At 69.0% G+C, this 22,836-nt stretch carries 19 protein-coding genes; 10 read left to right on the top strand and 9 right to left on the bottom strand.

Annotation, left to right across the window (positions count from 1 at the left end; all coding sequences use genetic code 11):
- The first annotated feature begins 25 nt into the window (after nt 1-25).
- Nucleotides 26-1,123 carry a glycosyl hydrolase family 18 protein gene (locus tag D1369_RS14120; RefSeq protein ID WP_037901338.1) on the top strand — a complete coding sequence of 366 codons (1,098 nt, stop codon included), beginning with the start codon at nt 26-28 and terminating at the stop codon, nt 1,121-1,123.
- A gap of 120 nt (nt 1,124-1,243) precedes the next feature.
- Nucleotides 1,244-1,444, top strand: a complete 201-nt coding sequence (locus D1369_RS14115) for a hypothetical protein (protein WP_007384469.1) — start codon at nt 1,244-1,246, stop codon at nt 1,442-1,444.
- Here the strand turns inward: D1369_RS14115 and D1369_RS14110 are convergent.
- Genes D1369_RS14110 through D1369_RS14095 form a run of 4 tightly spaced genes read right to left on the bottom strand, consistent with a single transcriptional unit; the run spans nt 1,425 to nt 5,272 of the window.
- Nucleotides 1,425-2,195 (bottom strand): succinate dehydrogenase/fumarate reductase iron-sulfur subunit, encoded by a 771-nt coding sequence (locus tag D1369_RS14110; RefSeq protein ID WP_007384470.1) that lies wholly within the window; start codon nt 2,193-2,195, stop codon nt 1,425-1,427. The two genes, D1369_RS14115 and D1369_RS14110, sit on opposite strands and share 20 nt — an antisense overlap.
- Nucleotides 2,192-4,126 (bottom strand): fumarate reductase/succinate dehydrogenase flavoprotein subunit, encoded by a 1,935-nt coding sequence (locus tag D1369_RS14105; RefSeq protein ID WP_037901344.1) that lies wholly within the window; start codon nt 4,124-4,126, stop codon nt 2,192-2,194. The genes D1369_RS14110 and D1369_RS14105 overlap by 4 nt, the downstream gene beginning before the upstream one ends.
- Complete coding sequence (locus D1369_RS14100) at nt 4,126-4,962, bottom strand: hypothetical protein (RefSeq protein WP_007384472.1); 837 nt, start codon at nt 4,960-4,962, stop codon at nt 4,126-4,128. The genes D1369_RS14105 and D1369_RS14100 overlap by 1 nt, the downstream gene beginning before the upstream one ends.
- A gap of 19 nt (nt 4,963-4,981) precedes the next feature.
- On the bottom strand, nt 4,982-5,272 hold the full coding sequence (locus D1369_RS14095; RefSeq protein WP_007384473.1) for a hypothetical protein: 291 nt from the start codon (nt 5,270-5,272) through the stop codon (nt 4,982-4,984).
- Between the two features lie 299 nt (nt 5,273-5,571).
- Here D1369_RS14095 and D1369_RS14090 point away from each other — a divergent pair, with 299 nt between their 5' ends.
- From D1369_RS14090 to D1369_RS14055, 8 genes are all read left to right on the top strand, one after another.
- Nucleotides 5,572-7,809 carry an ABC transporter family substrate-binding protein gene (locus D1369_RS14090; RefSeq protein WP_007384474.1) on the top strand — a complete coding sequence of 746 codons (2,238 nt, stop codon included), beginning with the start codon at nt 5,572-5,574 and terminating at the stop codon, nt 7,807-7,809.
- Between the two features lie 129 nt (nt 7,810-7,938).
- On the top strand, nt 7,939-9,846 hold the full coding sequence (typA, locus tag D1369_RS14085) for a translational GTPase TypA (protein ID WP_020119702.1): 1,908 nt from the start codon (nt 7,939-7,941) through the stop codon (nt 9,844-9,846).
- A 645-nt stretch (nt 9,847-10,491) separates the two neighbouring features.
- Nucleotides 10,492-12,117: an ABC transporter substrate-binding protein gene (locus D1369_RS14080; protein WP_007384476.1), complete on the top strand. Its 1,626-nt coding sequence runs from the start codon at nt 10,492-10,494 to the stop codon at nt 12,115-12,117.
- Nucleotides 12,118-12,262: 145 nt separating this feature from the next.
- Nucleotides 12,263-13,195, top strand: coding sequence for an ABC transporter permease (locus D1369_RS14075; RefSeq protein ID WP_007384477.1), 933 nt, complete (start codon nt 12,263-12,265; stop codon nt 13,193-13,195).
- Nucleotides 13,188-14,141, top strand: coding sequence for an ABC transporter permease (locus tag D1369_RS14070; protein WP_007384478.1), 954 nt, complete (start codon nt 13,188-13,190; stop codon nt 14,139-14,141). Before D1369_RS14075 ends, D1369_RS14070 begins: the two co-directional genes overlap by 8 nt.
- Before the next feature lie 10 nt (nt 14,142-14,151).
- Entirely contained in the window at nt 14,152-15,201 is a 1,050-nt protein-coding gene (locus D1369_RS14065; protein WP_007384479.1) for an ABC transporter ATP-binding protein, read from the top strand.
- On the top strand, nt 15,194-16,342 hold the full coding sequence (locus tag D1369_RS14060) for a dipeptide ABC transporter ATP-binding protein (RefSeq protein WP_037901345.1): 1,149 nt from the start codon (nt 15,194-15,196) through the stop codon (nt 16,340-16,342). The genes D1369_RS14065 and D1369_RS14060 overlap by 8 nt, the downstream gene beginning before the upstream one ends.
- A 70-nt stretch (nt 16,343-16,412) precedes the next feature.
- The gene (locus D1369_RS14055) at nt 16,413-16,802 is read left to right on the top strand and encodes a VOC family protein (RefSeq protein ID WP_007384481.1); all 390 of its coding nucleotides are present in this window, start codon (nt 16,413-16,415) and stop codon (nt 16,800-16,802) included.
- 32 nt (nt 16,803-16,834) lie between these two features.
- On the opposite strand, the gene D1369_RS14050 is transcribed toward D1369_RS14055, so the two are convergent.
- The 5 genes from D1369_RS14050 to D1369_RS14030 are packed head-to-tail and all read right to left on the bottom strand — an operon-like array spanning nt 16,835 to nt 22,670.
- Nucleotides 16,835-17,869 (bottom strand): oligopeptide/dipeptide ABC transporter ATP-binding protein, encoded by a 1,035-nt coding sequence (locus tag D1369_RS14050; protein ID WP_037901348.1) that lies wholly within the window; start codon nt 17,867-17,869, stop codon nt 16,835-16,837.
- Complete coding sequence (locus tag D1369_RS14045; protein ID WP_037901350.1) at nt 17,866-18,864, bottom strand: ABC transporter ATP-binding protein; 999 nt, start codon at nt 18,862-18,864, stop codon at nt 17,866-17,868. The genes D1369_RS14050 and D1369_RS14045 overlap by 4 nt, the downstream gene beginning before the upstream one ends.
- On the bottom strand, nt 18,861-19,784 hold the full coding sequence (locus tag D1369_RS14040) for an ABC transporter permease (RefSeq protein ID WP_007384484.1): 924 nt from the start codon (nt 19,782-19,784) through the stop codon (nt 18,861-18,863). Before D1369_RS14040 ends, D1369_RS14045 begins: the two co-directional genes overlap by 4 nt.
- Nucleotides 19,781-20,836: an ABC transporter permease gene (locus D1369_RS14035; protein ID WP_007384485.1), complete on the bottom strand. Its 1,056-nt coding sequence runs from the start codon at nt 20,834-20,836 to the stop codon at nt 19,781-19,783. The genes D1369_RS14040 and D1369_RS14035 overlap by 4 nt, the downstream gene beginning before the upstream one ends.
- Nucleotides 20,829-22,670 (bottom strand): ABC transporter substrate-binding protein, encoded by a 1,842-nt coding sequence (locus tag D1369_RS14030; RefSeq protein WP_086023220.1) that lies wholly within the window; start codon nt 22,668-22,670, stop codon nt 20,829-20,831. Before D1369_RS14030 ends, D1369_RS14035 begins: the two co-directional genes overlap by 8 nt.
- Nucleotides 22,671-22,836 lie beyond the last annotated feature (166 nt).

Here is a 22,836-nt window from a genome sequence, read left to right as displayed (position 1 = left end):
GTACGGCGAGCGGACGGGGAAGTGGATGTCACAGGCGCGGGACATACCGGCCGACGGGGGCGGGGCCGGGGACGGCGAGGCGGAGAAGGAGGCGCCGGCGCCGAAGCCGAGACGCCGTCGCAGGGTCTGGATCCGCCGGGGTGTTCTCGGGCTCGCGCTCGTCGTCCTCGTGCCCCTCCTGACCGTCGCCGTCGCCCTCCGCCTCAACTACGCCGGCGATCCCGCCGACGGCACCCGCACCCGCGACAAGGACGCGATCTGGCTCGGTCACGCCTGGGTGGACGGCCGCAGGACCGACGCCGACGTCAGGGCCCTCGCCCGGCGCCTCAGGGACACCGGGATCCGGGACCTGTACGTCCACGCCGGCCCCCTGGAACACGACGGAACGCTGCCGGCGTCGGCGTACCCGAAGGCGGCCTGGCTGATCGGCGCCGTACACAAGGCGGCTCCCGGCATCCGCGTCCAGGCCTGGCTCGGCGACAAGCTCGCCACCGAGAGCCCGGACGGCATGCGCCTCGCCGACAAGGACACCCGAGCCGCCGTCGTGCGGTCCACCCGGCAGATCCTCGCCGCCGGGTTCGACGGCGCCCACTTCGACCTGGAGCCCCTGCACTCCGGCGACGAGCACTACCTCGACCTCCTCGACGCCCTCCACCAAGTCACCCGCGCCCACGGCGTCCCCCTCTCGGTCGCCGCCCACCAGATCGACCCGCTGCCCGCGCTGCACTCCGTCGCGGGGACGCTCGCCGGGCACCCCAAGTGGTGGTCGCAGGCATACTTCGGCCAGGTCGCGCGCCGGGTCGACCAGATCGCGGTGATGTCGTACGACACGAGCACGCCACTGGAGAGCCTCTACGGCGGCTATGTCGCCCAGCAGACCTCCCTGGCCCTCGAGGTCACCCCCGAGTCCACCGACCTGCTGATGGGCCTCCCCTTCTACCGCGAGAACAACTTCGACCACTGGGCCCACGCCGAGACCGTCCCCGCGGCCGTCCGGGGCGTCCGCCTCGGCCTCTCCCGCACGGACGCGCACCGCCCGAACTTCGGCGTGGCACTGTACGTCGACTTCGCGGCGAAGGAGTCTGACTGGACGGCCTACGAGAGGGACTGGGTCCGCGGGTGACCCCACCTCGCCCTGCGCCCTTCCCTGGTCAGGGCGTTGGAGCTCGTGCGACGATGATCGGCATGCACGAGACGCTGGTGCTCCTCGCGGTACTGGTCCTGACGACCGGGGCGGGCCGAGGTGCTGCGGCCCCGTGTGTGGGGCTACGGCACCCTGGTCTCCTTGGCCGGGATCGGCACGTATCTCTTCGTCGGCCCGCTCCAGGGGCCCGGCATGGGCAACTTCCCCGTCGCGATGAGCGGCATGGCCGTGTTCGCCGCCGGGCTGTGCGTCCAGCGGCGGGCCCTGAAGCCGGGCAGGGCTACGAAGACCTCCTCCTGATCTTCGACCCCAGCCACACCAGCGGGTCGTACTTGCGGTCGACGGCCCTTTCCTTCAGGGGGATCAGCGCGTTGTCCGTGATCTTGATGCCCTCGGGGCAGACCTCCGTGCAGCACTTGGTGATGTTGCAGTAGCCGAGGCCGTGTTCGTCCTGGGCCGTCTTCTTGCGGTCCAGGCCGGACTCCTCGGCCGCGTCCAGCGGGTGCATGTCCAGCTCCGCCACCCGCATGAGGAAGCGCGGGCCCGCGAACGCGGTCTTGTTCTCCTCGTGGTCGCGGACGACATGGCAGGTGTCCTGGCACAGGAAGCACTCGATGCACTTGCGGAACTCCTGCGAGCGGTCCACGTCCTCCTGCATCATCCGGTACTCGCCGGGCCCGAGATCCGGCGGCGGCACGAACGCCGGGACCTCGCGCGCCTTCTGGTAGTTGAAGCCGACGTTCGTGACCAGGTCCCGGACGACGGGGAAGGCGCGCAGGGGAGTGACGGTGATCGTCTCCTCCGGGGTGAAGACCGACATGCGGGTCATGCACATCAGCCTCGGCCGCCCGTTGATCTCCGCCGAGCACGAACCGCACTTGCCCGCCTTGCAGTTCCAGCGAACGGCGAGATCGGGCGCCTGGGTGGCCTGGAGGCGGTGGATGATGTCAAGGACCACCTCGCCGTCGTTGACCTCGACCTTGAAGTCCTCCAGGCCGCCGCCCTTCACATCGCCCCGCCACACCTTGAAGTGGGCCGTGTAGCCGCTCATTCGTACAGCTCCTCTTCGGCGAGGTACTTGACCAGCTCCTCCTTGTCGAAGAGGGCGAGCAGGTCGGCGCGGATGGGGTCGGTGGTCTCGCGGGTGAGGTCGATCTGGCCCCGGACGGGGTCGGTCGCCGCCAACCCGCCCGTCGGATCGGTCAGTTGGCACAGCAGGTTGATGTTGCGCCACTTGCGGTCCATCGCCGGATGGTCCTCGCGGGTGTGCCCGCCGCGCGACTCGGTCCGCTCCAGCGCGGCCCGGGCCACACACTCGCTGACCAGCAGCATGTTTCTGAGGTCCAGCGCGAGGTGCCAGCCCGGGTTGAACTGCCGGTGCCCCTCGACCCCGGCCCGCCGGGCCCGTACCCGAAGATCCGCGAGCTTCTCCAGGGCCTGCTCCATCTCGCCCTCGCGGCGGATGATGCCGACCAGGTCGTTCATCGCCTGCTGGAGCTCCTGGTGCAGGGTGTACGGGTTCTCCGGAGGTCCTACGGCGGGCTCCGCGCCCTCCGCCGAGAAGGGCCGCAGCGCCTCGGCCGCCGCCGCGTCGACCTGGGCCTCGTCCACGGGTGGACGTGCCGCCGCGAGAGCGGTCGCGTACTCCGCCGCGTGCCAGCCCGCCCGGCGTCCGAAGACCAGCAGGTCGGACAGGGAGTTGCCGCCGAGCCGGTTCGAGCCGTGCATACCGCCCGCGACCTCACCGGCCGCGAACAGCCCCGGCACCCCGCGCGCCTCGGCTGTGTCCGACTCGACCGCGACACCGCCCATCACGTAGTGACAGGTCGGCCCGACCTCCATCGGCTCAGCGGTGATGTCGACGTCGGCCAGCTCCTTGAACTGGTGGTACATGGACGGCAGTCGGCGCCGGATCACCTCGGCGGGCATCCGCGTCGAGACGTCCAGGAAGACCCCGCCGTGCGGAGAGCCCCGGCCGGCCTTCACCTCGGAGTTGATCGCGCGGGCCACCTCGTCGCGGGGGAGCAGCTCGGGCGGGCGCCGGTTGTTGTCCGGGTCCTCGTACCAGCGGTCGCCCTCCTCCTCCGACTGGGCGTACTTCTCCTTGAAGACGTCGGGGATGTACTCGAACATGAACCGCTTGCCCTCGGAGTTCCTGAGCACCCCGCCGTCGCCGCGGACCGACTCGGTGACGAGGATGCCCTTCACCGACGGGGGCCAGACCATGCCGGTCGGGTGGAACTGCACGAACTCCATGTTCAGCAGGGGTGCGCCCGCGAGCAGGGCCAGCGCATGGCCGTCGCCGGTGTACTCCCACGAGTTCGACGTCACCTTGAAGGACTTGCCGATGCCACCGGTCGCGATCACCACGGCCGGGGCTTCCAGGACGAAGAAACGGCCGGTCTCACGGTCGTAGGCGAAGACACCGGAGACGCGGCTCCCGTCCTTCAGGACCCGCGTGACCGTGCACTCCTGGTAGACCTTCAGGCGGGACTCGTAGTCGCCGGTCTCCTTCTTGTCCTCCTGCTGGAGCGAGACGATCTTCTGCTGGAGGGTGCGGATCAGTTCGAGGCCCGTGCGGTCGCCGACGTGGGCGAGGCGCGGGTACTCGTGGCCGCCGAAGTTGCGCTGGGAGATCCGGCCGTCCTTGGTGCGGTCGAACAGGGCGCCCCAGGTCTCCAGCTCCCAGACCCGGTCCGGGGCCTCCTGGGCGTGCAGTTCGGCCATCCGCCACTGGTTGAGGAACTTTCCGCCGCGCATGGTGTCGCGGAAGTGGACCTGCCAGTTGTCGTTCGCGTTGGCGTTGCCCATGCTGGCCGCGATGCCGCCCTCGGCCATCACGGTGTGCGCCTTGCCGAACAGCGACTTGCAGATGACGGCGGTACGGGCACCGCGCTCGCGGGCCTCGATGGCGGCCCGCAGTCCGGCACCGCCCGCGCCGACCACGACGACGTCCCATTCCTGCCGGTCGACCACGGACATCAGAAAAACCTCGGATCGTCGAAAGCGCCGGAGGCGACCAGGAAGACGTAGAAGTCGGCGAGCGCCACGCTCACCAGCGACGCCCAGGCGAGCAGCATGTGGCGGGCGTTGAGCTTCCCGACGAACTGCCACGCCTTGTAGCGCACGGGGTGCTTGGAGAAGTGCCTGAGCTTGCCGCCGACGATGTGCCGGCAGGAGTGGCACGAGATCGTGTAAGCCCAGATCAGCACGATGTTGACCAGGAACACCAGGGTGCCGAGGCCCATGTGGCCCCACTCGTACTTCTCGTTGCGGAACGAGAGCACGGTGTCGTAGGTCAGGATGCCGGCGACCACGATCGCGGCGTAGAAGAAGTACCGGTGGATGTTCTGCAGGATCAGCGGGAAGCGGGTCTCACCGGTGTACTTCTTGTGCGGCTCGGCCACCGCGCAGGCCGGCGGGGACGCCCAGAAGCCCCGGTAGTAGGCCTTGCGGTAGTAGTAGCAGGTCAGCCGGAAGCCGAGCGGGAAGATCAGGATGATGATCGCGGGGGAGATGGCCCACCAGCTGCCGAAGAGCTCCCAGTTGGGGCCGTGGCGCATGGGCGCGCAGCGCTCGGCCAGGCAGGGGGAGTAGAACGGCGAGACGTACGGGGCCGCGTAGTAGTCCGTGTCGGCGAAGGCCCGCCAGGTCGAGTACACGATGAAGGCGAGCAGCCCCGCGGCCGTGGCCGCGGGCGCCAGCCACCAGCGGTCGGTGCGCAGGTGCGGGGCGTCGATCGCGGCGCGCGTACCGGTGCGTACGCCGCCGCTCACGGTATGGGATTCGGTGTCGGGAGGTTCCGTACCAGTGGCCAACGCTTGACTCCGGTCGGGTTCAGGGGGCTCGGCGGTCGCGGGCGCCGAGTCCCTCGTCGTCCGAGTCCGTCCACAGGGTGTTGTCGTACGGGGTGTCGGAGATGGAGACGAGATCCGGGCGGCGGGCCTTGGCGAGCGCCGGGTCGGTCTCCCTCAGCAGCGCGAGGCTCTCGCGCAGGCGGTCGGCGTCGATCCGCACTCGGCGCATCTCCAGACCGCCGCTGCCCAGCTGCTGCTCCAGGCGCTTGACGTACCTCAGCACCTCGTCGAGCGAGCGCTGGGCCGCTGCCAGTTCGTCGTTCACGGACATGACGTGACCTCACTTCCGTGGGCGGGGATGCCCTGGACGGGAACGGTCATGCGCCTGCGAGTGTTGCGCGTCACACCTGCTGGTGTGAAGGGACGTGCATGGATTGGCGGATCGTGTGCCTCCGTGCGCGCCCCTCGTGCGCCGTCGATTGCGCCGCACGGGTGGGCTTCCCGGTCGTTGTCGCCGTGTCGCCGTCCGTTGCCGAACCCTTTCCTCTTCAGTGGCCGCAATAGATGTGATCAGCTCCATATACCGCCAAAAGTGATCATAACGCCCGCGGCTCCCGGAGGTAAGCAGAGATGTCCCACAACGGCGTCGCACTGCGCGCGGTCACGCGCTCGGTCGTCTTCCTCACCGCGGGCGCGCTCGCGGTGACCGCGCTCTCCGGGTGCAGTTCCGAGGACAAGGGGAGCAAGCCGCTCGCGGAGCAGGACATCGCGCCCGCCGCCCGCGACCGGGTCGCCGACGGCGGCACCCTGCACTGGGCCGTGGACGCCGTCCCGGACACCCTGAACACCTTCCAGGCGGACGCCGACGCGACCACCACGACCGTCGCCCAGGCGGTCCTGCCCTCCATGTACCGGCTCGACGCGAACGGGCGGCCGCAGATCAACCCCGACTACCTGGAGTCGGCCAAGGTCGTCGAGACCGAGCCGAAGCAGGTCGTGCTGTACAAGCTGAACCAGCAGGCCGTGTGGAGCGACGGCCGGGAGATCGGCGCCGCCGACTTCGCCGCCCAGTGGCGCGCCCTGTCCGGCAAGGACTCCGCGTACTGGACCGCCCGCAACGCCGGCTACGAGCGCATCGCGAAGATCGAACGCGGGGCCAACGACCTGGAGGTCAAGGTCACCTTCGCGCGGCCGTACGCCGACTGGCGCTCGCTGTTCTCGCCGCTGTATCCGAAGGACGTCATGGGCACCCCGGACGCCTTCAACGACTCCGCCCGCAAGAAGCTCAAGGTCACCGCGGGTCCCTTCCAGGTGAAGAAGGTCGACCGCAAGGACGACGAGATCACCCTCACCCGCAATCCGCGCTGGTGGGGCCACCCCGCCAAGCTGAACGAGATCGTGCTGCGCGCCGTACCGCGCGACAAGCGGGCCACCGCGCTGGCCGCCGGCTCGATCGAGCTCGGCGAGGTCGACCCCGAGGCCCTCGGCCGCATCAGCCTCGCCGCCCGCGCCGGAGCCACGCCCGGCGCCGGCCCGGTCGCCGGCCCGGTCGCGGGTCCGGGCGGACGGCCCGCCCGCCCCTCGGGCAGCAACCTGGGAGCCGCCGACGCGCTGCGCTCCTGGGCCCTCGCACACGAGGACGACGAGGAGGCGGCCGACGACGAGCTCAGCGCTTCGCAGAAGAAGCGCAGGGCACTCGCCGCGTACGAGCGTGAGCAGGCGGCCCTGAAGGGGTACGAGGTCCGCAGGTCCCTGGAGCCCGCCTACACCCAGCTCGCCCTCAACGGCGCCTCGGGCCCGCTCGCCGACGAGCGGGTGCGCCGGGCCGTGGCCCGCGCCATCGACCGCAAGGCGCTGGCCGGTGTCGTCCTCACGCCGCTCGGGCTGCCCGCCGTGCCCGTCGGCAGCCACCTCGCGCTCTCCGGCCAGGACGCCTACGCCGACAACAGCGGCGCCCTCGGCGGCCAGGACGCCAAGGAGGCCCGGGCGCTGCTCGCGGACGCCGGCTGGGTGCCCGGCGGACCGGTCGAGAAGGAGAAGAAGAAGGGCGACAAGGCGGCGGGGACCGAGGGCCACAAGGCCAAGCGGGAATCCGCGGACGGGGACGACGGAACGTACATCGTCGGCGAGGACGACAAGAGCGACGACCAGGACCCCAAGGACCACCGCGGGAGCGGGGACAGCCCGCGCCATCTCGCCCAGGACGGCAAGCAGTACGCGAACAAGCTGAAGCAGGGCAGCGCGCCGGGGGCGTACGCCCCCAAGGGCACGGCGGCTCCCGCCGACGCGGCGACGAAGGTGCTGGCCAAGAACGGCAAGGCGCTCGCCCTGCGGTTCGTGCTCCCGTCCGGCCCGGGGTCCGGACCGCTGCGCACGGTGGCCGGGCGGATCTCCGCGATGCTGGAGAAGGTCGGCATCCGGACCGAGATCTCCAAGGTCTCCGACAAGAGCTACTTCAAGGACCACATCGCGTCGGGGCAGTACGACCTCGCGCTGTACTCCTGGCCCGCGTCCGCCTTCCCCGCCACCGACGCCCGCCCCATCTTCGCCAAGCCGGTGCCGGCCGCGGACGGGTCGCTGAACGTCGAGCAGAACTACACCCGGGTGGGCACCGACCAGGTGGACCAGCTCTTCGACCAGGCCGTCGCCACGCTCGACGAGGGGAAGAGCCGGAGCCTGATCCGCAAGGCGGACGCCCGGATCTGGGCCGCCGCCGGATCCATCCCGCTGTACCAGCGGCCCCAGCTGACGGCCGTGAAGAAGAACGTGGTCAACGCCGGTTCCTTCGGATTCCAGACGCCGGTCTACGAGGACATGGGCTTCCTGAAAAAGGGCGCGAAGCCGGCGTCCGGGCCCACCGGGCACTGAGCCCGGCAAGCCTCCACCCGGCAGGCAACGTACGATGGGGTGAGGCCGTGGCGTGTCAAGCCCGGCAGGCCCGCGTCACACGGACGTACGCAGCAGGGCCTTCTCACCACTCTGGGAGTACGCCGCAATATGGCCACGCGCCACGACATCCGCAACGTCGCCATCGTCGCCCACGTCGACCACGGCAAGACGACCCTCGTCGACGCCATGCTGAAGCAGGCCGGTGCCTTCGCCGCGCACGCCGCCGAATCGCTCGACGACCGCATGATGGACTCGAACGACCTGGAGCGTGAGAAGGGCATCACGATCCTGGCCAAGAACACGGCCGTCAAGTACCACCCGAAGGACGGTGGCGAGGTCGTCACCATCAACATCATCGACACCCCGGGCCACGCCGACTTCGGTGGCGAGGTCGAGCGTGGTCTGTCGATGGTGGACGCGGTGGTGCTGCTCGTCGACGCCTCCGAGGGCCCGCTGCCCCAGACCCGCTTCGTGCTGCGCAAGGCACTGCAGGCCCGGCTGCCCGTCATCCTCTGCATCAACAAGACGGACCGCCCCGACTCGCGCATCGACGAGGTCGTCAACGAGGCGTACGACCTCTTCCTCGACCTCGACGCCGACGAGGACCAGATCGAGTTCCCCATCGTCTACGCCTGCGCGCGTGACGGTGTTGCCTCGCTGACCAAGCCGGAGGACGGCACCGTCCCGGCCGACAGCGACAGCCTGGAGCCCTTCTTCTCCACGATCCTCTCGCACGTCCCGGCTCCGGAGTACGACGAGACGGCCCCGCTCCAGGCGCACGTCACGAACCTGGACGCCGACAACTTCCTCGGCCGTATCGCGCTGCTCCGCGTCGAGCAGGGCGAGCTGCGCAAGGGCCAGACCGTCACGTGGATCAAGCGCGACGGCACGATGTCCAACGTGCGCATCACCGAGCTGCTGATGACCGAGGCGCTCACCCGCAAGCCCGCCGAGAAGGCCGGCCCGGGTGACATCTGCGCGGTCGCCGGTATCCCGGACATCATGATCGGTGAGACCCTCGCCGACCCCGAGAACCCGATCCCGCTCCCGCTGATCACGGTCGACGAGCCCGCGATCTCCATGACCATCGGGACGAACACCTCGCCGCTGGTCGGCCGCGGCGGCACCGGCAAGGGCGCCGACGCGAAGGCGGCCGTCAAGGACCGCAAGGTGACCGCCCGTCAGGTCAAGGACCGCCTGGACCGCGAGCTGATCGGTAACGTCTCGCTGCGCGTCCTGGACACCGAGCGTCCCGACGCCTGGGAGGTCCAGGGCCGTGGTGAGCTGGCGCTCGCCATCCTGGTCGAGACCATGCGCCGGGAGGGCTTCGAGCTGACCATCGGCAAGCCGCAGGTGGTCACCAAGGAAGTCGACGGCAAGGTGTACGAGCCCGTCGAGCGCATGACCATCGACGTGCCCGAGGAGCACATGGGCGCGGTCACGCAGCTCATGGGCGTCCGCAAGGGCCGTATGGACAACATGTCGAACCACGGCTCCGGCTGGGTGCGCATGGAGTTCGTGGTGCCCTCCCGCGGTCTGATCGGCTTCCGCACGGAGTTCCTGACCCAGACCCGCGGCACCGGCATCGGGCACTCCATCCACGAGGGCTTCGAGCCCTGGTTCGGCACCCTGCAGACCCGTAACAACGGCTCCCTGGTCGCCGACCGCTCCGGTGCCGTCACCGCCTTCGCGATGACGAACCTCCAGGAGCGCGGCGTGCTGTTCGTGGACCCGGGCACCGAGGTCTACGAGGGCATGATCGTCGGTGAGAACTCGCGCGCCGACGACATGGACGTGAACATCACCAAGGAGAAGAAGCTCACGAACATGCGGTCGTCCTCGGCCGACTCGTTCGAGGCGATCGTCCCGCCGCGCAAGCTCTCCCTGGAGCAGTCCCTGGAGTTCTGCCGCGACGACGAGTGCGTCGAGGTGACCCCGGAAGCGGTCCGCATCCGTAAGGTCAACCTGGACGCCCGCGAGCGCGCCCGCGCCGCGAGCCGCGCCAAGCACGGCTGACGCCGGGCCTTCGCCCCAGACCGACCCACCGGGCACCCTCGCTTCACTGCGAGGGTGCCCGGCGCCGTCGTGGCGCCCATAGGGTAATCCCTCGATTTAGGGAAGGGGGCCCGCAAGGCCGTGTCGTCCGCACTACCCTGTCGCGGAGGCGGCACGACTGTGCGTCCGCTGTGCCGGCACCCGAAGAGTGTGCTTCAGATCACTGAACGGCGGTGCTGTCACGGTGCGTTGACGGAGCGTCAGTGAGCTTCACCTGCCGCGCCCTCGGTGCGCGGAGGCCCCGTACATGGCGGCCCCGTTGCGCGCAATCGGTTTTCAAACCTCGCCTGTCCGGAATACGGACAGCCACCCCCGATAGATGTGTAACAAGTCCGTTTCGCAGGCATCTTTCAGCAAGCCGTTTGTCCGGATTTTGGAAGATGTAGGCGAGAGGTGTGATCGAACCGAGACCTTAGGGGTGTGGTTCGGTCCTGGCGCATGGCAGATAGTTAGGCGCGTAGAGCTCGGCTAAACGGGTCACGCGCCATCGGCGCCGACTCACGAGCGCGGGGGCACCTGACATCTCCGACACCGGCGACGGGCGGTGCGGTTGTGTGCTGTGTGCGCCCCTTTGCGGTGAACCAATGGACTCATGAGGAGGAACCCATGCGCGGTGCCAAGAGCGCCAAGTGGGTCGCGATAGCCGCGGTTGTGGCGCTGAGCGCGACTGCCTGCGGCGGGGGCAGCAGTGACAGCGGCAACGACAGCAAGGCTGCGATCGACCCGAACGGAAAGTTCTCGATCGAGGTCGGCGAGCCGCAGAACCCGCTGCAGCCGGCGAACACCATGGAGTCCAACGGCAGCATCGTGACGAAGGCCCTGTTCACCGGGCTCGTCGACTACGACGCCAGCGGCAAGATCGTCATGATGAACGCGCAGTCGGTCGACAGCAAGGACAACAAGACCTTCACGGTCAAGCTGAAGCCGGGCTGGAAGTTCCACGACGGCACCCCGGTGACCGCCGAGTCCTACGTGAAGGCGTGGAACTGGGCCGCTGTTCCGGCCAACAAGCAGACCAACAGCTTCTGGTTCTCGGACATCAAGGGCTACTCCGACGTCGCCCCCGAGAAGGGCAAGGCGAAGGCCACCGAGATGTCCGGCCTGAAGGTCGTCGACGACAACACCTTCACCATCACGCTGAACAACGAACTGCCCTACTTCGTCTACAAGCTGGGCTACGAGGTCTTCTCGCCGCTGCCGGAGTCCTTCTACAAGGACCCGAAGGCCGCGGGCGAGAAGCCGGTCGGCAACGGCCCGTACAAGTTCGTCAGCTGGAACCACAAGAAGTCGATCGAGGTCGCCCGCTACGACGACTACCAGGGCCCGAACAAGGCCAAGAACGGTGGTGTGGTCTTCAAGAACTACACCAACCTGGAGACGGCGTACGAGGACCTGAAGTCCGGCAACGTCGACGTCCTGCGCCAGCTCGCGCCCAAGGACCTGCCGGTCTACAAGACGGACCTCGGCGACCGTGCCGTGGACCAGTCGTACTCGGCGATCCAGAGCATCGCGGTGGCCTACTACACCAAGCAGTGGAAGAACATCGACCCCAAGGTCATCCAGGGCCTGTCGATGGCGATCGACCGCAACACCATCACCAAGACGGTGCTTCAGGGCACCCGTGAGCCCGCCACCGGCTGGGTCGCCAAGGGCGTCCTCGGCTACCAGCCGAACGCCGCCGGTGACGTCACCACGTACAACCCCACCAAGGCCAAGGCGCTCATCAAGGAGGGCGGCGGCGTCCCGGGGAACAAGATCTCCATCCAGTTCAACGCGGACGGCGGTCACAAGGAGTGGGTGGAGGCGGTCTGCAACTCCATCACCAAGGCCGTCGGCGTGGCCTGCACCGGCGACTCCAAGGCGGACTTCCAGGCGGACCTCAACGCCCGTGACGCGCACGAGGTCAAGTCGCTGTACCGCTCCGGCTGGGTGCTCGACTACCCGTTCATCGCCAACTTCATCCGCGACCTGTTCGGCACGCACTCGGACGGCAACCAGGGTGGCTTCTCCAGCAAGGAGATCGACACCCTGATCGCCAAGGCCGACGCCGCCCCCTCCCTGGAGGAGTCGGAGAAGCTCTACCAGCAGGTGGAGAAGGCGCTCCCGAACTACATGCCGAGCATTCCGCTCTGGTACTACAAGGTCAACGCGGGTTACTCGGAGAAGGTCAGCGGCGTCAAGTACGCCCAGGACGGCGACCCGATCCTGACCGGCGTTCAGGTCAAGAAGTAACCGCAAACAGCCCGTTCCCGGGGCGCGGCACGACCGCGCCCCGGGCAACGGCAGCGGCCGGGGGGCCCTTTCCGCACGCATCACTCAACGGTGCGCGGGGAAAGGGCCCGTCGGCTGCCGCTGCTGTGACTGACATGGAGGCACGATGGGGCGCTACGTCGCACGACGACTGCTCCAGATGATCCCGGTGTTCATCGGGACCACCTTGCTTATCTTCCTCATGGTCTACGCCCTGCCCGGTGATCCCGTGCGCGGGCTCTTCGGCGACAAGGGCGGAAGCCCTCAGGTGATCGCCGCGCTGAGACATGAGTACGGTCTGGACCAGCCGATCATGGTGCAGTACTGGCACTACATGAAAAACATGATCCTGCACGCCGACTTCGGCACGCAGATCGCCAGTGGCCGCCCCGTCACTGACGTCCTGGGTGACGCGTTCCCGGTGACGATCCGTCTGGCCTCCCTGGCCTTCCTGATCGAGCTGGTCGTGGGCATCGCCCTCGGCATCGTGGCGGGCATGCGCGCCGGCCGGCTCACCGACAACGTGGCCCTGCTGATCTCGCTGCTGCTGATCTCGGTACCGGTCTTCGTCCTCGGCTTCATCCTCAAGGTGGTCTTCGCCTTCGAGCTGAACTGGCTGCCACCGAACGTCAACGACTCGACGAACTACAACGAGTTGCTGATGCCGGCCGTGGTCCTCGCGTCGGCGTCACTGGCCTACGTGACCCGCCTGACCCGGACTTCCGTCGCCGAGAACCTGCGCGCCGACTACATCCGCACCGCGATCGCCAAGGGCCTGCCCAAGCGCCGCGTCGTGGGCGTCCACCTGATGCGCAACTCGTTGATCCCCGTGATCACCTACCTGGGCACCGACATCGGTGCGCTGATGGGCGGCGCGGTCGTCACTGAGGGACTGTTCAACATCCAGGGCATCGGCGGCACGATCTACCAGTCGATCACCCGCCGGGAGGGCACCACCCTGGTCGGCCTGGTGACGATCCTCGTGCTCGTGTACCTGCTCGCCAACCTGCTCGTCGACCTGCTCTACGCGGTCCTTGACCCGAGGATTCGCTATGCCTGACGTGACCAAGACCGACGTCAAGAACACCGGAGCGGCCGACCCGGCGGGCGCGACGCCCCCGATGACGCCCACCGCGGCCAAGCCCGAGAAGGCCCGCAGCCTCTGGGGCGACGCCTGGGCCGATCTGCGGCGCAGCTGGATCTTCATCATCTCCAGCGTGCTGATCCTGGTGCTGCTGCTGATCACCTTCTTCCCGGGGTGGTTCACCAGCGAGGACCCGATTCTCGGTGACCTGGCCAAGCACTACCTGCAGAAGCCCAAGCTGAGCGACGTCGGCTCGGCCGACTGGCTCGGCTACGACCAGCAGGGTCGCAGTGTCTTCGCCCGGGTCATCTACGGTGCGCGGGCCTCCATCGCGGTCGGCTTCGGCACCACCGTGGTCGTCACGGTCCTCGGTGGCCTGGTGGGCATGATCGCCGGCTACTTCGGTGGTCTCGTCGACTCGATCCTGTCCCGGCTGACGGACGTGTTCTTCGGCATCCCGTTCCTGCTCGGCACCATGGTCATCCTGAACTCCTTCGCGGACCGCACCACCTGGGTGGTCATCGGCGCGCTGGGCTTCTTCGGCTGGACGCAGGTCGCCCGCGTGATGCGCGGTGCCGTCATCACCACCAAGCAGGCCGACTACGTGCAGGCCGCCAAGGCGCTCGGCGCGAGCACGCCGCGGATCATGTTCCGGCACATCCTGCCGAACACCCTCGCCCCGGTGATCGTCGTCGCCACCATCTCACTCGGCATCTACATCTCCGCCGAGGCGACACTGTCGTTCCTGGGCCTCGGCCTCAACGGCGTGTCGTGGGGCAACGACATCTCCGACGGCGGCAACCAGATCCGCGTGGCCCAGTGGATCATGCTCTATCCGTCGATCATGCTCAGCATCACGGTGCTGGCGTTCATCATGCTCGGTGAGGCCGTACGCAACGCCCTCGACCCGAAGATGCGCTGAGGGAGGCGTCGTGACCATCATCGAAGAAGTATCCGTGCCCTCGCCGCGCGAGGGCGACGGCGGACCGCTGTTGGAAGTGCGTGACCTGCACGTCCAGTTCCACACCCGCGAGGGCGTGGTCCAGGCCGTCAACGGCGTCAACTACAGCGTCAACGCGGGCGAGACGCTCGCCGTGCTCGGTGAGTCCGGCTCCGGCAAGTCCGTCACCGCGCAGGCGATCATGGGCATCCTCGACATGCCGCCGGCGACGATTCCCCAGGGGGAGATCCTCTTCCGCGGCCAGGACATGTTGAAGATGTCCGGCGAGGAGCGCCGCAAGATCCGTGGCCGTCGCATCGCCATGATCTTCCAGGACGCGCTCAGTTCGCTCAACCCGGTGCTCAGTGTGGGCTACCAGCTCGGCGAGATGTTCCGCGTCCACCACGGCCTGTCCAAGAAGGACGCCAAGGCCAAGGCGATCGAGCTGATGGACCGGGTGAAGATCCCGGCCGCCGCGGCCCGGGTCAACGACTACCCGCACCAGTTCTCCGGCGGTATGCGCCAGCGCATCATGATCGCCATGGCGCTGGCCCTGGAGCCCGACCTGATCATCGCCGACGAGCCCACCACGGCTCTCGACGTGACGGTCCAGGCCCAGGTCATGGACCTGCTCTCGGAGTTGCAGCGCGAGTACAACATGGGCCTCATCCTGATCACGCACGACCTCGGCGTGGTCGCCGACGTCGCGGACAAGATCGCGGTGATGTACGCGGGCCGGATCGTGGAGCGCGCCCCGGTCTACGAGCTGTACAAGCGGCCCGCGCACCCGTACACACGGGGTCTGCTGGACTCGATCCCGCGCCTGGACCAGAAGGGCCAGGAGCTGTACGCCATCAAGGGCCTGCCGCCCAACCTGCTGCACGTGCCCACCGGTTGCGCCTTCAACCCGCGCTGCCCCAAGGCCCAGGACATCTGCCGTACGGACATCCCGGACCTGTTCCCGGTGACGGACCAGGACGGCAGCGAGCTGGTCGGCCGCGCCTCGGCATGCCACTTCTGGAAGGAGACGCTCCATGGCTGAGCTCAGCAAGAACGACGAGCAGCAGGACGCCACGCCGAACGTCTCCGACGTCGAGGTCGTGGACGCCGCTTCCGAGTCGGAGGCGGTCGCCGCGATCGAGGCGCCCGTCGAGCGTGGCGAGCCGATCCTCCAGGTGCGCAACCTGGTGAAGCACTTCCCGCTCACCCGGGGCATCCTGTTCAAGAAGCAGATCGGCGCGGTCAAGGCCGTCGACGGAGTCTCCTTCGACCTGTATCAGGGCGAGACCCTGGGCATCGTGGGCGAGTCCGGCTGCGGTAAGTCCACCGTGGCGAAGCTCCTGATGAACCTGGAGCGGGCGACGGCCGGCGAGATCTTCTACAAGGGCCAGGACATCACCACGCTGTCCGGGCGCGCGCTGAAGGCGGTCCGCCGCAACATCCAGATGGTGTTCCAGGACCCGTACACCTCGCTCAACCCCCGGATGACGGTGGGCGACATCATCGGGGAGCCGTACGACATCCACCCCGAGGTGGCCCCGAAGGGCGACCGGCGCCGCAAGGTGCAGGAACTCCTCGACGTCGTCGGTCTGAACCCGGAGTACATCAACCGGTATCCGCACCAGTTCTCCGGCGGCCAGCGCCAGCGCATCGGCATCGCCCGCGGCCTGGCGCTCAACCCGGAGATCATCATCTGCGACGAGCCGGTGTCGGCGCTGGACGTGTCGGTGCAGGCTCAGGTCATCAACCTGATGGAGCGGTTGCAGGACGAGTTCAACCTCTCCTACATCTTCATCGCGCACGATCTGTCGATCGTCCGGCACATCTCGGACCGCGTCGGGGTCATGTACCTCGGCAAGATCGCCGAGATCGGCTCCGACGAGCAGATCTACGACCACCCGACGCACCCCTACACCCAGGCGCTGCTGTCGGCGGTCCCGGTGCCGGACCCGGAGGCCCGTGAGGGCCGTGAGCGGATCATCCTGACCGGCGACGTGCCGTCCCCGGCCAACCCGCCCTCCGGATGCCGCTTCCGCACCCGCTGCTGGAAGGCCCAGGACAAGTGCGCGGAGGAGGCGCCCCTGCTGGCGATCCCCGAGCGCTTCAAGGGCGCGGACACCCCGGCGGCGCACGAGTCGGCCTGCCACTTCGCGGAGGAGAAGGACGTCGTGCACGCGGCCTGACCGTCACGGATTCCGCCGGTTCTCGGCACCCCGACGGGTGCCGAGAACCGGCTTTTTCGGAGAGCGACCGATGCTGCACCACGTCGAACTGTGGGTCCCCGACCTCTCCCGCGCGGGCGGTGAATGGGGCTGGTTGCTCACCCGCCTCGGCTACGAGCCCTACCAGAACTGGGAGCACGGCCGCAGTTGGCGCCTGGGGCCGACGTATCTCGTCGTGGAGCGGTCACCAGCGCTGACCGGCACCCGGCACGAGCGCACCCGCCCCGGCCTCAACCACCTGGCGTTCCACGCCGGCAGCCGCGGTCAGGTCGACGTCCTGGCCGCCGAGGCCCCCGCCCACGGCTGGACGCCCCTTTTCCCTGACCGGTACCCGCTCGCGGGCGGCCCGCAGCACTACGCCGCCTACCTCGCCAACACGGACGGTTTCGAGGTGGAGCTGGTGGCCGGGACCACGCCGTGACGGCCGCCTGGGTCACGCCGTGGCAGCCTGGGTCACGCCGTGGCAGTCGCCCGCGCCCAGTGACACGCCACCTGCGCTTGGTCACCCCCCTCGAGTACCCCGGGATCCTCGTCCCGGCACGCCCCTGCGACGCCCGCGCGTTCCGCCTCCCCGCTTGCCAGGATCTGGCAGCGGGCGTGGAAGCGGCAGCCGGAGGGGATGCGGGACGGGTCCGGGGGCTCTCCGGTGAGGACGACCGGCGCCCCGGCGGCCCCCGGCAGCACCGACATCATCGCCTGCGTGTAGGGATGGCGCGGTGCCGTCAGCACCTGCTCCACGTCCCCCGTCTCCACGATCCGGCCCAGGTACATCACCGCCAGCCGGTCGGCGATGTTCCAGGCCAAGCCCAGGTCGTGCGTCACCACCAATGCGGACAGACCCAGTGCGGCGCGCAGTCGCAGCAGCAGGGCCAGGATCTCGCCGCGGACGGAGGCGTCCAGCGAGGCCACCGGCTCGTCGGCGACCAGGAGCTCGGGCTCCAGGACCAACGCACCCGCGATGACGACCCGTTGGCGCTGGCCGCCGGACAGTTCGTGCGGGTAGCGCAGGAACAAGCGCTCGGGGGGACGCAGGCCCGCCCGGGACAGGGCCGCTGCCACGGCCTCCCGCTCGTCGCCGCGGTGGCCGTGGATCCGCAGGCCCTCCGCCACCGCGTCGTACACGGTGTGCCGCGGGTTCAGTGATCCGGTCGGATCCTGGAGGATCAGCTGGACGCGTCGGCGGTACGCCTTCAGGGCCCGGGCGGAGTACTCCAGCGGCTCCCCGCCGAAGCTGACACTGCCCCCGGTCGGCCGGACCAGGCCCAGCAGAGCCCGCGCCAGCGTCGTCTTGCCGCAGCCCGACTCACCGACCAGGGCCACGATCTCCCCGGCTCGGACGTCGAGTTCGACACCGTCCACGGCCCGAGCGGGCGGCCCGCCGTTCCGGCCGGGGTAGGTGACGTGCAGCCCCTGAGCGCTCAGCAGGGGTGGAGCTGTGGGTGATACCTCGGGTGACGGCACCGGTGTCGTCGTCTGCCGCTCGGTCATGTGCCGCTCCTCGCATCCTCGGCCGCGGGGGCCGGCCCTGGCTCCGCTCCCCGCACATGCACACACGCCGCCCGCCGCGCCGCCCCCGACTCCCGCAGTTCCTGGTCCTCCGTCGCGCAGGAGGGCAGCGCGGCCGGGCAGCGGGGGTGGAAGGTGCAGCCGGTGGGGAGCGCGGACGGGTCGGGGGGGTCGCCGGGGAGGCCGCGGGGGGCGAACCGGGATTCCGGGTCGCCGATGCGCGGGAAGGCGGCCGACAAAGCCTTGACGTACGGGTGGGCCGCGTTCTCGTAGACCTCCCGGGCGGGGCCCTCCTCAACCACCCGGCCCGCGTACATCACCGCGAGCCGGTCGCAGGTGTCGGCGAGGACCGCAAGGTCGTGGCTGATCATCACCAGGCCCAGTTCCTGGTCGGTGACGAGCTGTTCGATCAGGCGCAGGATCTGTGCCTGGATCATCACGTCCAGCGCGGTGGTCGGTTCGTCGGCGATGATCAGGCGAGGGTCGCAGGCCAGCGCCATGGCGATCATGACGCGCTGACGCTGTCCCCCGGAGAGTTCGTGCGGGTACGCCGAGGCCCGCGCCGCCGGCAGGCCGACCTGCACCAGGAGTTCGCCCGCCTGCCTCTTCGCCGCCGCCGCGGTGGCCTTGCGGTGCAGCAGGATCGGCTCGGCGATCTGGTCGCCGACGCGGTGCACGGGGTTGAGCGAGTGCATCGCCCCCTGGAAGACGATCGAGGCGCCCGCCCAGCGGACCGCCCGCACCTGGCCCCACCGCATCGTCAGCACGTCCTCGCCGTCCAGCAGGACCTGCCCGCCGACCCGGGCCCCGGCCGGAAGCAGCCGCAACAGCGCGAGCGCCAGCGTGGACTTGCCGCAGCCCGACTCGCCCGCGAGGCCGAGCTTCCGCCCGGCTGCCAGGGACAGGTTCACGCCCCGGACGGCGGCGGCCCCGCCCGGGTAGGTCACTGCGAGGTCCCGCACCTCCAGTAAGGTCAACGGTCCACCCCCAGCCGGGGGTTGAGCACCGACTCCACCGCACGCCCGCACAGCGTGAACGCCAGCGCAACCGCGGCGATCGCGATGCCGGGCGGCACCAGGTACCACCAGTCCCCGGAACTCACCGCACCTGCCTCCCGAGCCTCCTGGAGCAGCCCGCCCCACGACACCACCGTCGGATCACCGAGTCCGAGGAACGCCAGCGTCGCCTCGGCGAGGATCGCGCTGGAGACCATCAGGGTCGCCTGTGCCAGCACCAGCGGCATCACGTTGGGCAGCACGTGCCGGGACATGACGTGCCCGTGACCGCCGCCCAGCGCCTTCGCGCGTTCGATGTACGGCCGTGACTCCACCGCCAGTGTCTGCGCCCGCACCAGCCGTGCGGTGGTCGGCCACGAGGTCACGCCGATCGCGAGGATCACCGTGCCGAGCGAGCGGGACATCACGGTGGCCAGTGCGATGGCGAGCACCAGCGTCGGCATCACCAGGAACCAGTCCGTGACCCGCATCAGCACGGTCGCGTACCAGCCCTTGAAGTGTCCGGCCGTGACGCCGACCAGCGTGCCGATCGCCACCGACAGCACCGCCGCGAGCAGCCCCACGAGCAGCGAGACTCGCGAGCCCCAGACCAGCAGGCCCAGCAGGTCGCGCCCGAACCGGTCGGTGCCCAGCGGGAACTCGCCGCTCGGGCTCTCCATCGGCTGCCCCGGCGCGTCGGTCGCTCCCGCCACGTCGGAGCCGACGGTGAGCGGCGCGGTCAGCGCGACCACCGCGAACAGGGTGAGCGCGGCCAGGCCGACCAGTCCGGCGCGGTGGGTTCGGTACCCCGCCCAGAACCGGACGGCGGACCGACGGCGGCGCTGCCAGGCGAGCCGGAACGGGCCGGCGCCGGTGACCGGGGTCGGGACGCCGGTCGTCATCTGCCCACCCGAGGGTCGAGCAGCGGATAGACCAGGTCGGCCAGTGTGTTCATGATGATCACCGCCGCCGCGAAGAAGAGGAACAGGCCCTGCACCAACGGCAGGTCGGGCACGCTCAAGGCCTGGTAGAACAATCCGCCGAGACCGGGCCAGGAGAACACGGTCTCGACGAGGATCACTCCCGCGACCGTCCGGCCGAGATTGACGAAGACAAGCGTCACAGTCGGCAGCAGCGCGTTCGGTACGGCATGCCGGCGCCGGACCAGGTCGTCCCGGAGACCCTTGGCGCGCGCGGTGGTCAGATAGTCGCTGCCCATCTCGTCGAGCAGTGCCGACCGGGTGACCAGCAGGGTCTGCCCGTACTCGACAGCGACCAGCGTGACGACAGGGAGGATCAGATGGTGGGCCACGTCGAGGACGTACGCGAAGCCCTCCTCGCCGCCCGACTCCATGCCACCGGTGGGGAACAGCCCCGGGATCGGGCCGATGCCCACCGAGAAAACGATGATGAGCAGCAGGCCCAGCCAGAACGACGGGACGGAGTACAGGGTCAGGGCGAGACCGGTGTTCAGCCGGTCGCCGAGCCGGCCGTGACGCCAGGCCGCGCGGGTGCCGAGGAGGATGCCCAGCGCGGTGTACAGGACAAAGGCCGTGCCGGTCAGCAGCAGCGTGTTCGGCAGTGCCTCGCCGATCTTGTCGACGACCGGGGCGTGGAACTGGTACGACGTGCCCAGGTCGCCGGTGAGCGCGTTGCCGCAGTAGTCGGTGAACTGCTGCCACAACGGCAGGTCGAGCCCGAACTCCCGCCGGTAGGACGCCAGTTGCTCGGCGGACACCGGGCGGCCGCCGGTCATCGTCTTCACCGGGTCACCCGGGATCAGCCGGAACAGGAAGAAGCCGGTGACGAGCACGGCGAGCAGGGACACGAGGGCGCCGCCGACCTTGCCGGCGCCGTAACGGACGTACGCGGTCGTGGCGCGCGCCCTCGGGGTGCGGACGCGGACCGCCGGTTCGGCGAGGGCGTCGGCGGCGGTCTGCCCGGCGCTACTCACGGTCTTCCGCGGTGGCCCGGCGGCGCATCGCGAAGAACACGCCGGCACCCACGACGACCACGGCCGCCACGATCCCGCCGATGACGATCCCGGTGGAGCCGGAGTCGTCGGAGGAGCCGTCCGAGGCGGCCGGGACCGCCGACCACCAGCTCCAGTAGCCGTCCTGGCCGTAGATGTTGCCCGCCGCGCTCGGCATCGTCCGGATCGACTTGATCTGGTCGGTCCGGTAGGCCTCCACGGCGTTCGGGTACGCGATGACGTTCATGTACCCCAGGTCGTAGAGCCGCGACTCCATCTGCTTCACGATCGTGGCCCGTTCGGCGGGGTCGTACTCGGCGAGCTGACGCGCGTACAGGCTGTCGTACTGCTTGTCGCAGATGAAGTTGTCGGTGGCGCCGGTGTCCTTCGGGGTGGCGGGCAGGGCCGCGCAGGTGTGGATGGACAGCACGAAGTCCGGGTCGGGGTTGACGGACCAGCCGTCGAAGGCGAGGTCGTACGTGCCCGCGAGCCAGGGGTCTGTGACGTTGTCCAGGCAGTCGAGGGTGACGCCGATGCCGAGCTTGCCCCACCACTCCGTCAGGTACTGGCCGACCGCCTTGTCGTTCGGGTCGGTGGCGTGGCACAGGACGCGGTACGTGATCGGCTTGCCGTCCTTGCCGAGACGCTTGCCGGAGCTGTTCTTCCGGTAGCCCGCCTGGTCGAGGAGCTGGGCGGCCCTCGCGGGGTCGTAGGCGAGTTCCTGGCTCGGCGAGGGTTTCCAGAAGTACTGCGAGAACCGCGGTGGGATGTACCCCTGGCCCTCCACGGCGTGACCCTGGAACACCTTGTCGATGACGGCCTTGCGGTCGACCGCCATGAACAGGGCGTGCCGGACCCGCTCGTCCAGCAGGGAGGGGTCGCCGTCGCCGAACTTCTGACCGTTCTTCGCCTTGGCACCCGGGTTGGTCGCAAGGGCGTAGAAGCGGCGACCGGGGGCGTCGTTGACGTGGATGTTCTCCGCGTTCTTGAGGGAGGCCGCCTGGGCGGGCGTCAGCGAAGGGGAGCCCGCGACGAAGGAGACCTCGCCTTTACGCAGGGCTGCTACGGCGGCGTCCTGGTCCTTGTAGTAGCGGAAGAGCAGTTCGTCGAACTTGGGAGCCCCACGCCAGAAACTCTTGTTCGCCTTGAGGCGCACGTAGCCGTCAGGCTTGTAGTCGGTGAGGATGAACGGCCCGTTCCCGACTACGGGGAAGCTCTTGTCGTTGTTGAACTTGGAGAGGTCGCCGACCTTCTCCCATCGGTGCTTCGGCACGATCGGCACGTCGAGGGCTGTCATCGTGGCCTGCGGCTTCTTCAGCTTGATGACCAGTTTGGTGGGGCTTGGGGCGGTGACCTTCTCGAAGTTGGCGACGAAGCTGCCGTTGGCAGTGGCGGCGCCCTCATCGGTCATCATCGTGTTGAACGTCCAGGCCGCGTCCTCGGCGGTGGCCTGCTGACCGTCCGACCACTTGGAGTTCGAGCGGATCGTGTAGGTCCAGGTCAGCTTGTCCGAGGACGACTCCCACTTGGTAGCCAGACCGGGGATCGTACGGGCGTTCGTAGGATCGTAGTTGGTCAGGTACTCGTACATCAGCCGGTGGATGCTGGTGCTGAGCAGCCGGCTGGCCAGGAACGGGCTCAGGGAGTCGACGCTCTGCGCGACGGCGACGGTGAGAACCTTGCCGTTGTCCGCGGCGGAGGCCTGCTGAGGGGCCGGGTTCAGCGGGGTCGCGAGTCCGGCTAATGACATCAGCGCGGCGGCACCGGCGACGGCGACGAGCCTGGCGATGCGCGGTCGTCCTCTTCTCGAGCTCATGAAGCCGCTGCCGTGGATTGGTGTGCTCATAGGTCGTGACCTCGCGTCATCGCTTGCACGGGGAGGGCTTGTTCTGAGCGGTGATTGATGAGTGTGTCTACCAGTGGCGGTCTGGGCTCGTCAACGGCGCCTGAGACCGTTCTGGCCTGCGGAAACAGTGAACCGA

This window comes from Streptomyces sp. CC0208 (assembly GCF_003443735.1).
Taxonomy (GTDB): Bacteria; Actinomycetota; Actinomycetes; order Streptomycetales; family Streptomycetaceae; genus Streptomyces; species Streptomyces sviceus.
This window is presented reverse-complemented; position numbering and strand designations above follow the sequence as displayed.

Excerpts from the sequence above, each read along its gene's own strand:
- D1369_RS14040 (WP_007384484.1), bottom strand. The coding sequence starts at position 19,784 with ATGACGACCGGCGTCCCGACCCCGGTCACCGGCGCCGGCCCGTTCCGG.
- D1369_RS14070 (WP_007384478.1), top strand. The coding sequence starts at position 13,188 with ATGCCTGACGTGACCAAGACCGACGTCAAGAACACCGGAGCGGCCGAC.
- D1369_RS14075 (WP_007384477.1), top strand. The coding sequence starts at position 12,263 with ATGGGGCGCTACGTCGCACGACGACTGCTCCAGATGATCCCGGTGTTC.
- D1369_RS14090 (WP_007384474.1), top strand. The coding sequence starts at position 5,572 with ATGTCCCACAACGGCGTCGCACTGCGCGCGGTCACGCGCTCGGTCGTC.
- D1369_RS14060 (WP_037901345.1), top strand. The coding sequence starts at position 15,194 with ATGGCTGAGCTCAGCAAGAACGACGAGCAGCAGGACGCCACGCCGAAC.
- D1369_RS14080 (WP_007384476.1), top strand. The coding sequence starts at position 10,492 with ATGCGCGGTGCCAAGAGCGCCAAGTGGGTCGCGATAGCCGCGGTTGTG.
- typA (WP_020119702.1), top strand. The coding sequence starts at position 7,939 with ATGGCCACGCGCCACGACATCCGCAACGTCGCCATCGTCGCCCACGTC.
- D1369_RS14120 (WP_037901338.1), top strand. The coding sequence starts at position 26 with ATGTCACAGGCGCGGGACATACCGGCCGACGGGGGCGGGGCCGGGGAC.
- D1369_RS14110 (WP_007384470.1), bottom strand. The coding sequence starts at position 2,195 with ATGAGCGGCTACACGGCCCACTTCAAGGTGTGGCGGGGCGATGTGAAG.
- D1369_RS14030 (WP_086023220.1), bottom strand. The coding sequence starts at position 22,670 with ATGAGCTCGAGAAGAGGACGACCGCGCATCGCCAGGCTCGTCGCCGTC.
- D1369_RS14105 (WP_037901344.1), bottom strand. The coding sequence starts at position 4,126 with ATGTCCGTGGTCGACCGGCAGGAATGGGACGTCGTCGTGGTCGGCGCG.
- D1369_RS14050 (WP_037901348.1), bottom strand. The coding sequence starts at position 17,869 with ATGACCGAGCGGCAGACGACGACACCGGTGCCGTCACCCGAGGTATCA.
- D1369_RS14095 (WP_007384473.1), bottom strand. The coding sequence starts at position 5,272 with ATGTCCGTGAACGACGAACTGGCAGCGGCCCAGCGCTCGCTCGACGAG.
- D1369_RS14055 (WP_007384481.1), top strand. The coding sequence starts at position 16,413 with ATGCTGCACCACGTCGAACTGTGGGTCCCCGACCTCTCCCGCGCGGGC.